Annotated in this window: 10 protein-coding genes and 2 pseudogenes; 4 read left to right on the forward strand and 8 right to left on the reverse strand. The window is 71.0% G+C overall.

All coding sequences use genetic code 11. The features are described from left to right. Nucleotides 1–21 precede the first annotated feature (21 nt). Nucleotides 22–216, forward strand: coding sequence for a hypothetical protein (locus ACZ4SF_RS31990; protein WP_468391417.1), 195 nt, complete (start codon nt 22–24; stop codon nt 214–216). A 5-nt stretch (nt 217–221) separates the two neighbouring features. Beyond that, a complete protein-coding gene (locus tag ACZ4SF_RS31995; RefSeq protein WP_468391420.1) occupies nt 222–518 on the forward strand; it encodes a winged helix-turn-helix transcriptional regulator in 297 nt (98 codons plus the stop codon). Nucleotides 519–949: 431 nt separating this feature from the next. On the opposite strand, the gene ACZ4SF_RS32000 is transcribed toward ACZ4SF_RS31995, so the two are convergent. After that, nucleotides 950–1,426 carry a hypothetical protein gene (locus ACZ4SF_RS32000; RefSeq protein ID WP_468391422.1) on the reverse strand — a complete coding sequence of 159 codons (477 nt, stop codon included), beginning with the start codon at nt 1,424–1,426 and terminating at the stop codon, nt 950–952. A 111-nt stretch (nt 1,427–1,537) separates the two neighbouring features. Between ACZ4SF_RS32000 and ACZ4SF_RS32005 the strand changes: the two genes are divergently transcribed. Then, nucleotides 1,538–2,476 carry a hypothetical protein gene (locus ACZ4SF_RS32005; RefSeq protein ID WP_468391424.1) on the forward strand — a complete coding sequence of 313 codons (939 nt, stop codon included), beginning with the start codon at nt 1,538–1,540 and terminating at the stop codon, nt 2,474–2,476. A 184-nt stretch (nt 2,477–2,660) separates the two neighbouring features. Here ACZ4SF_RS32005 and ACZ4SF_RS32010 read toward each other — a convergent pair. The 7 genes and pseudogenes from ACZ4SF_RS32010 to ACZ4SF_RS32040 form a co-directional block, all read right to left on the reverse strand. Continuing rightward, nucleotides 2,661–3,103 (reverse strand): annotated as a pseudogene (locus ACZ4SF_RS32010) (lasso peptide biosynthesis B2 protein). After that, a complete protein-coding gene (locus ACZ4SF_RS32015; protein ID WP_468391658.1) occupies nt 3,100–3,363 on the reverse strand; it encodes a lasso peptide biosynthesis PqqD family chaperone in 264 nt (87 codons plus the stop codon). The pseudogene ACZ4SF_RS32010 and the gene ACZ4SF_RS32015 overlap by 4 nt, the downstream one beginning before the upstream one ends. A 213-nt stretch (nt 3,364–3,576) precedes the next feature. Then, nucleotides 3,577–3,945 (reverse strand): annotated as a pseudogene (locus ACZ4SF_RS32020) (asparagine synthase-related protein); the annotation flags it as partial. Next, nucleotides 3,857–4,870 (reverse strand): asparagine synthase-related protein, encoded by a 1,014-nt coding sequence (locus ACZ4SF_RS32025; RefSeq protein WP_468391427.1) that lies wholly within the window; start codon nt 4,868–4,870, stop codon nt 3,857–3,859. The gene ACZ4SF_RS32025 and the pseudogene ACZ4SF_RS32020, both read right to left, overlap by 89 nt. A gap of 34 nt (nt 4,871–4,904) precedes the next feature. Further along, entirely contained in the window at nt 4,905–5,042 is a 138-nt protein-coding gene (locus ACZ4SF_RS32030; protein WP_468391430.1) for a lasso RiPP family leader peptide-containing protein, read from the reverse strand. A 367-nt stretch (nt 5,043–5,409) separates the two neighbouring features. Then, nucleotides 5,410–6,504: a serine hydrolase domain-containing protein gene (locus tag ACZ4SF_RS32035; RefSeq protein ID WP_468391660.1), complete on the reverse strand. Its 1,095-nt coding sequence runs from the start codon at nt 6,502–6,504 to the stop codon at nt 5,410–5,412. A gap of 215 nt (nt 6,505–6,719) precedes the next feature. Further along, the gene (locus ACZ4SF_RS32040; RefSeq protein ID WP_468391433.1) at nt 6,720–7,616 is read right to left on the reverse strand and encodes an alpha/beta hydrolase; all 897 of its coding nucleotides are present in this window, start codon (nt 7,614–7,616) and stop codon (nt 6,720–6,722) included. A 107-nt stretch (nt 7,617–7,723) separates the two neighbouring features. On the opposite strand from ACZ4SF_RS32040, the gene ACZ4SF_RS32045 reads away from it, so the two are divergent. Then, a complete protein-coding gene (locus tag ACZ4SF_RS32045; protein ID WP_468391436.1) occupies nt 7,724–8,758 on the forward strand; it encodes a helix-turn-helix domain-containing protein in 1,035 nt (344 codons plus the stop codon). Nucleotides 8,759–9,033: the final 275 nt, after the last annotated feature.

The raw sequence follows: 9,033 nt of genomic DNA on the forward strand, positions 1-9,033 counted from the left end.
GCCGCCGGTGCTGATTCCTCTGTGAAGATCCTCGTGAAGGCGGTCGACGTGGTGCCCGTCGCCGCAGAGGGCCCTCGGGGTGTGGTGTTCAGCTCATCGGTCTTCCCGCTCACGATCTGCGGCATCCTGATCGGGGCGTTCGTCGCGATGGCTCGCGGCCTGGCACGCTCGCGGCACCGCGTGCTGACACTTCTCGCAGACGCTGGAACGGCCTGATCCTCATGGCTCTGGCCAAAGGCCCGGCCGACTTCGCGCAGATTCGCGAGCGCGTCCCTGGCATCAGCGACCGCATGCTCGCCCAGCGCCTCCAGGCACTGATCGCGATCGACCTGATCGCCCAGGACGCCCGCCCGGGGCTGTCGTCGGAAACCCGTTACGCACTCTCTCCGCACGGCAAAGCCTTCCTCATCCCCCTGGCCGTTCTGTTCCTGTGGGCAGAGGATCACCTTCCGGCGAGCGGCTCGCCGGCATCGGATCAACCGGTCGCCAGGCCGCTGACCTCCTTTCCGCACGGGTAAGGGAGAGCTGGAGTTGGACACAAGCCTCCGGCGGGGGACCGGCCGACACCAATGGGGGCACTGTTCTCGAAGGCCGCAGGGTGGTGCCGTACTCCGCCCGGCGCAGCACCACCTGACCGTCAGAAGTGCTCTGGGGCAAGCAGCGTGGCGTGAGGCGGCGTCCGGCAACTCAGTGCAGCTCAGCGCCGGTGGGGCCCGACCACACCGGACACGAGCCGGTTCCGTTCCGTCACAGGCCGCCGCGTTCCGTGACCTGAGCACCTCGCTCCAGCCCGGCGAGGTGTGGCGCAGGTCCGCGACGATCCGGCTCCGTTCGGCGCCGCGCCGCGGTCCGCCGGTCTCCACACGGGCATGGCGCGCGTCCGGCTGACAAGCGGGCCGCGTACGGTGATCTCGCCGATCGTGCTCGCGGGCAGCAGCTCGGCCTCGGATCAGTCGGCGATCGGTCCGGCGTCGGCCGGGATGATTTCCACGCGCATGGACGGTACGGACCGGCCCACGCACCGGCCGCCGCCCCGTTCGGACACGGCTCGCGCGGAGCGCAGGTTCTCGCCGTCGATCGAGCCGTGACAAACGAGCGTCAACGGACCTCGGGGTCGGTCTACCGCGCCGTCAGTGACCTGCCAGAAGAACATGCCGGCCGCACGCGAGGTGCCCCAGGGGATCAGCCCCCAGCCGTCCGGACACGTGGATCGGATACGGCGCGAAAGGGTCATGCGAAGCGTCGTCGTCCGACGGCAGCCCGTGCCGCGTCCTCGGTTGGCGCAGGCGGTACCGAAGGCGGGCGAGAGGAAGTTGCCGATGCCCCGGCCGCGGCGGACGCAAGCGTGGCGCCCAGAGCGGCGGTGATGAGACCGGCGGCGGATGAGACCGCCGGTGATGAGACCGGCGGCGGTGCGATGGCTCATGTCCGGTAAATGAGGACTGGGCGGCCTACTCGCCGTGCGTGGCGGATGTCCGTGGGGCCGTGTAGGAGGGACATGATGGGGGGACGGATGCGATGCGAGGAGGAGTGCGGTGTGAGCGGGTCGGGCTCTGGTGGTGCGGCGTGCGGCAAGTCTCGGTTCGACGACATTTACGTCCAGCCGGATCCGCGTGCCTACTTCACGCGGCTGGCCCCGCTGGGGTACGAGATCCCGCACCACGCCCAGCCGGTGTTCCGGCAGCGGGCCGCGGAACGGGCCGCGTACGGTGACAGCCCGCCCGGCGGGCCGGTGGTGCTGGACCTGTGCTGTTCGTACGGCATCAACGCCGCCCTGCTCAATCACGAGGTGACACTCGCGGAGCTGTACGAGCGCTACACGTCCGACACGGCTCGGCGCATGTCGCCCGAGGAACTGGCCGCGTGGGACCGGGAGTTCTACGCCGAGCGGCGTCGGCCGGACGCGCTGCGCGTGTACGGCCTGGATATCGCCGCCCCGGCGGTGCGCTATGCCCGGCAAGCCGGCCTGCTGGACGCCGGTTTCACCGACGACCTGGAACGGGTGCCGCCAGGGCCGGAGCTGCGCGGCGCCCTGCCGAAGGTCGGGCTCATCACGCTGACGGGCGGCGGTAGCTACATCACCGAGCGGACGTTCGCCGCGCTGCTGGACGGTGCCCGGCATCCCGTATGGGTCAGCTCGTTCGTGCTGCGTACCGTGTCCTACGAGCCTGTCGTGCGGAGGCTGGCCGCGTACGGGCTGTGCACCACGGTGGATCCGTCCCGGACCTACCCGCAGCGGAGGTTCACGGATGAGAGGGAGCAGCGGTACGCGGTCGAGGCGGTACGGGCCCTTGGCGGTGACCCGTCGGGGCGGGAGGAAGCGGGGCGCTTCCACTGCGTGCTCTACGACTCCCGACCCGGTGGGGTAGCCCACGCGCCAGTCACGGGTCATCCCGCGGCCTTGCAGCCTGCCGGTGGCCGGGGCGAGGCGCCGCCACACGGACGGGGAAGCCGTGCCCCCGGAAACACCATGTGACCTCAGGTCGCTTCTGCAGAACGCCCGGCTCGCGGATCGCATCGTCGTCCTCCACCGGGGCCGGGTCCGTGAAGAGGGGTGACTTCGAGACCCTGATGGCACGCGGTGGACTCTTACCCGAGCCGTACCGGCTGGCCAGGACCGGTGACCGATCGACCCTCTTCCGCCATCGGACCGCCGGGCCTCAGGACTGCGCTTCCGGCAGCCTCCTTTGCGGCAGGACCGGTACCACCATCATGCGGTGGTACGCCCCCGGCCGGTGCGGTTCGCCCGCCGGAAGTCCGTCAACCTCCACCCAGGCGTGCGCGCGGAACGGCGCCGTGCGCACCCCCGTGCACCAGTCCGGCCAGGCCCGCGCATCCGGCACAGCAACGCTGGGGCCACGGAACGCTGAAGGCAGCCCTCCCCGGCACAGCGCGCGCCGGGCGCGACGACGGCCTCGCGTGCGGCGAGCGCCTGAGAGGCGGTGGCGGGGGCGGCCCCGCGCCGGAGTGCGGACAGGACGCGGCGGATGCGGTGCGGCTTGAGTGCGGCGATCAGCCGGGCGGCTCCCGTGGCGATGAGGACGGGTGGACGCTGCCGCAAGGGCAGGCGGTTGCGGGGGGCGGGCACCATGGGTTGGCTCATGCGGGCACCACCAGCCGGGACTCGGTCAGCGCGGGCGTGATCGAGGCCGTGTCGGTGTCGGCGCGCTCTGCGGTGAGCCGGGGGTAGGCCTCACGGAGCGCGCGGGCCGCCTCCTGTGGTTCGGCGCCGTCGGTCAGGCTGCGCAGGACGAGCGCCGCCGTGCGGTTGAGCTGCCAATAGCGGCCGGTGACTTCGTCGAGGAGCACCATGCCGGCCACTGTGTCCGTCGCGCAGACGTCGGGTCGCAGGGTCAGACTCACGGTGCTCCTTCGGTGATCGCGGTGCTTGGTGGGCAGGTGGGTGCGACGCGAGCGCGCAGCCAGATCTCGGTGCCCAGAATGGAGCTGAGGGAGCGCAGAGCCTCCGGGGTAGGGTGCACTCCCAGCAGGGACGCACGGACCGCGGCGTCGTCGATCAGTCCGGCACGGGCGAGCCACGAGCTGTCGAAGAACTCGACCAGCGCAGAGCGGTTGCCGGCGCAGGCTGGCGTGGAAGTCCGTGCGGTACTCGCCTTGAGTGTTCCGTCGCAGGACGTCATCGGGCACGATGCCACGCACCGCTTCGGCGAGCACCGGCTTGTACCGGCCGGGCGTGCTGTGCTCGGCCACGCGGATGGCGAGGACCGCCTCGATCACCCTGTCGTCGAGGTAAGGCGCGGCATACCCCAGCCCTCGGCGGGACGTCACCTGGTCCAGTTGCCGCAAGCCGCGCCCACCGGTCCGTACGCACGCGAGGGCCGTGTGCTGTCCACGCTCAGGCGCGAGGGGCTCGGCGGTGGCTGCGGCTTCCCGGAGCAGGTCCCGCACGGCCTCGGCCGCGTCCTGGGTCGCCCACGGCGGCATGCGCAGGTTCACCCCCCCACGCCGTCGAGGGGGCGCTGCGGACCAGGGCCGGCGACGGCGGTGGTGGCGAGATGAGACTCTCCGCCCATGCGCTCAGCCACTGGCCCAACGTCCTGCTGTCCGCAAGCTGACGCAGCAGCGCCCCAAGCGGCCAATGCCGTGAGGCCCGTTGCGTACGGATTCGGGACCAGGCGGCCAGGGGATGACGTCGTACGTAATCATGCTGGTGCGGTGGAAACGTGCTGAACAGTTCGTCTCCGCCGCCGCCCATCAGGTGCAGACGGGATCCCCGGCCCGTCATCAGGCGACACAGCGCCACCATCCTGGCACCGTCGCGCACCCACGGTCCCGGCTCGTCGGTGGGCACGGCGTCGCCGGTAAGCCATGTCAAGTCGCTGTACCAGAACGGCCCTTGATCAGAAGTGGGTACGACGTGCTCGCTGTGGGGAAGGCGGGCCGCGGCACGCACGGCCCAGGCCGCGTCGTCATTCTCCAGGTAGAGGCTCTGCCAGCGCAGCGTCACCAGCCTCGCTCCGGCCAGCCGGCTCTGCTCCTGCTCTCGTGCGGCCAAGAAGCACAGGCTGGTGGAGTCCAGGCCTCCGGACAGGTCCGCGCTCACCGTGCCCCCGCCGGCCGTGCAGGCGTCCACCGCGGCGGTCAGTGCCGAGCGCACCGCAGGCACACCGTCCTGCCGTCCCGCCCGCTCGGACAGCGCCTCGACGGTGACCGGGCAACGCCCGATCACCGCCACTCGCCGTACCCCTGCCGCACCGACCGTCACGTGTCCGTCCGGCCAACTGCCCAGCAGCCACGGCCGACCGGAGTGGTGAGGGATGGTCCCGGTGGCCCAGGGGCGCAGGATCCGCGCCGCGGCCACGCCGGACTCACCGTCCGGGAGGACGGCTAACCACACATCACCGCTCATGGCACGTCACCCGTCATGTGCTGTCGTTCTCCGGTCAGTTGGGGCCGAGATACCACTCGTAGGGCGGCAGCCCGCCCTCGTAGTGCGCGCCCAGGGCCTCGCCCCGGGTCAGCTCGGCGAAGTCACCCACTTCCACCATGGCAGGCGGTTCGTACACGTCGTCCTGCTGCATGAAGGTCCTCCTTTGATTCTGCTGATGACATGTGGAACCCACGCCCCGGCGGAAATTACCCACAGCATGTCGGCGCCAGATCCGACAGCGCCCGCTCCCACCCCATTCAGTGAACCGAGCAGATTTCTTCCCTCGCTGGGAGCACGGAGCCAGCGCTCTGTGCGCCGTGCACGCCCCGAGCTGGGAAGGAACTGGCGGGATCGGACGCACGGGACAAGTCCACGGCCTTGCCGATGGGCTTCCCGGTCCTCGCGGTGCCCTCCCGGGGAGGTCTTCAGGGTCAGGCGCTCTCTCGCCTCGGTCGCCTCGGTGCCGACGTCCGGGTCGGACCAGGCCCCACGATCATGCTCGAACTCGCCCCGGACCGCTACGGCCGGGCTGCCTGACCGTCACCGCACATCGCCTGCCCGTACAGCGTCTTCAGCGCGTCGTCGATGGGGTGGGGCTGCGGCTTGCCGGAGGAGTCGGGCGTGTTCCACCTCTGGAGGTTGACCGCGACCGACATCTGGCGTGTGCCGTCGGCCCGGGTCAGGGAGATCGTTCCGGCCCCCCAGACCGTGCCGTCGTGCCCCCAGAAGGTGCCGCAGCCAGGGATGTCCACCTTGTGCAGGCCGAGGCCGTACTGGATCGTCGATCCGTCCAGCGCGGTGACCGGGACCGTGCGCTGCATCTGCTCCAGCGACGACCGGTTCACGATCCTGCCGTCGAGCAGCTTGCGGTAGAAGCGGTTGAGATCGTCCGTGGTCGACACCAGAGCGGCTCCCGTCCCCGTCCAGGACATGTTGTAGACGCTGTAGTCGCGCGGTGGGTCGAGCGCGCCCCACAGGGCCTCGTACATCCGGGAGTGCGGCCCCTCGATCCGGGTTCCGGTCGGAAACCCGGTGTGCCGGAGGCCGGCACGCTCGATGACGTTCCGGGTGATGTACTCCTCGGCCGGAATACCGGTCACGTGTTCCAGGAGTTGGCCGAGGAGCAGGTAATTGGTGTTGGAGTACACCCCTGGGGTGCCTCCGGGCTCGCCGGCGGGAGGCGCGTCGAGTCCCAGCTCGATCAGCTCGTCCGGGCGGAACTGCCTGAACCGGTTGTCGTCCAGGCTCTGGGGCGAGGCAGTCTGGAGGGACGGGAACGCGTATCGGATGTAATCGGGGATGCCGCTGGTGTTGTTGAGCAGCATCCGCACCGTGATCTTCCGGCCGCGTTCTCCCGGCACCAGGTGCGGCAGGTAGTCGCCGATCGGCGCATCGAGCCGGATCCGGCCCTGCTCGACCTGCTGCATGATCGCGGCGGCGGTGAAGGTCTTGGTGATGCTGCCGACGCGCTGCCGCATGTCGGGAGTGACGGGACGGCCGGTGGTGACATCGGCGACCCCGGAAGCACCGCGCCATGTCCGGCCGCCCTGGCGCACCTCGGCGTACACCCCCGGTATCCCCGCGCGGTGGACACCCTCCAGGGCGGACTTCAGCTCCGCGGGACGGAAGGGGGTCGACGGGCCCGTGCCGTAGGCCGCCACGGAATGTGCCTCGTCGGGCGAGGGCGCTGCCGCCACCGTTCCCGCGCAGACACTCAGCGCGGCCACACTTCCACACACCGCCAGTCGAATCTTCAAAGCAGCCGTCCTTTCGTGATCCATGAGTACAGGCGACGGGGACGCTCCCCGTACCTCTCGGCGTGCACGGCTCAATCGGCCAGGGCGCGGCGCAGGGCGGCGCCGAGTTCGGCGTTCTGGCGCTGCGAGACCTCGGCGAACAGCAGCGCCTGTGATCCGTGGAAGGTGCCGGGCCACTGGTGGAGCTCGACCGACACGCCCGCCTGCATCAGGCGCAGCGCGTAGGCGATGCCCTCGTCGCGGTTGGGACAGAACTCCGCGGTGGCGATGTAGGCCGGTGGCAGCCCGGACAGATCGGCGGCCCGCGCGGGGGCCGCATACGGTGTGGCGGGCCGGGAGCCCAGGTAGTGCCGCCACGCCGCGGTGAGCTTGTCGCGGTCGAACCACGGCGTGTCGGTGAAGTTCCGCGCCGACCACGTCTCCTGCCGGTCGTCCAGTCCCGGCTGGTTGAGCAGTTGGAAGCGGATCGCCGGTCCCTGCTCGTCACGCGACCGCAACGCCACCGCGGCCGCGAGGTTCGCGCCGGCACTGTGACCGCCGACCGCGATCCGCTCCGGGTCGATGCCGAGTTCGCCGGCGTGCTCGGCCGTCCAGGTCAGTGCGGCGTAGGCGTCGTCGAAGGCGGCCGGGAACGGATCTTCGGGCGCCAGGCGGTAGCCCACCGAGATCACCACCGCCCCGGAAGCGGACGCGACCCGGGCGGCCCACGGATGCTCGGTGTCCAGGTCCCCGAAGACTCCGCCGCCGCCGTGCAGCCAGACGACGGCGCCCTGTGCCCGGTGCGGGCGGTAGACCCGGACCGCCACGTCCGGATCGGCGGACACCGTGCGGTCCTCGACATCCATGTCCGAGGTGTCCGGTGCCGGCACCGCAGCCGCACGCTCGGCGAAGTCTTTGCGTGCGGCGACCGGGGAGTTCATGTCGAGTTGCGGGAGGAACGGGATGAATGCTTCGAGTTCGGGATCCATGACGACCATCCTCACGGTCGCCCACCACGGGGTCACCCGCCATCCGTCGCGCATCCCGCCCCGATCACGCACCGATCGGCGCACCCCCGTCCTTCTATCCTTCCGTCATGGAGGCACTGGCCGTTCGGCTGTCGGGACTGGATCCGTACGTCGACGGAGCGATGCGCATCGTCGCGTTCTACGACACGCTGATGCGCCGACGGGTGGACCTTCCGGCACTCGCCCGGGCCTCGGCCGGCCTGGCCGAGTGCGTGACCGGCATACAACTCCACGGCACGGTCCGGGCGACCCGCGTCCAGCCCGACGGCAGGCCGGCGTCCGCCCCGCCGGCACCCGCGTCCACCACGGCGCCGATCACGCTAGACGAGGAGCAGATCGGCAGGGTGTGGCTGGAACGCCCCGGCCCGCCGAATCCACTCGACGAAGTGCTCCTCGACAGGCTCGCCATTGCCGCGGCGGCCGCCGCCGAGCGCTACGGCCCCGCCCACACCACCATGGCCGACCCTGCCCTCGTAGAACTGGCGATCAGCTCGGACGGCGACGACGCGGCCAGAGCCCGTGCCCTGCGGCTCCTGGGTTTCGCCGCCGAACTGCCCCTGCACGTCGTCGCCGTACGCTCGCAGCTGCCGCTCGACCGGATCGGCGGCCTGATCTGCCCGGGCCGCCCGGTGAAAGCGGCGCCGCTCGCCGATGTCGGTGTCATCCTGGCGACCTTCGTGGACCCGGCCCGGTTCCCGGCAGGCGTGCGCGCGGGAATCGGCGCCGCCGACAGCCCCGCCCGGTGCTGGCGGGAGGCGCGCACCGCCCTTCGCTTCACGACCCCGCGCGAACCCGTCATCCGCCACGCCGACCTGGGCGCGCTGGCGCTCCTGGCCGAGGTGCCCCAGCAGGCCGCGCGGGAGAACGCCGACGTGGCCGCCATCGCCCGCATCGCCGGCAACCCGGAAGACCTGGAGACGCTGGACGCCTACTGCGCCACCGGCTCCCTCCGTCGGGCCGCCGATCTGCTCCACCTGCACCACAGCAGCATCGCCCGCCGCCTCGAGCAGATCGCCAAGACCCTGCACATCGAACTCGCCGAACCCGCGGGCCTGACTCGGGCCAGGATCGCGCTGACCGTGTGGCGGCTCCTCGACCCCTGAAGAGGATCCGCCTCGCCGCAGAGACACCAGGGCAAGCCGACCCCTCCGAGGGCCGACCAGTGCCGCAGACGTCTCTGCCTTCGACCCCCATGCGTTCTACACGCCGGGCGGCAAGGGGCTGGTTGCGTGGGGTTGTACGACCTCGGCGCGACGCTCAGGCCCGGCTCCGGCGACCCCGTCGACAGCCAGCCCCTCTGACGAGAATCTGGCCGTCCCACGTACGTGGACCCGACAGTGCCGTCGTTCCTCATCGAGATCTGTGAGCCAGGTGATCA

It is taken from the genome of Streptomyces sp. NPDC027663 (genome assembly GCF_055566415.1).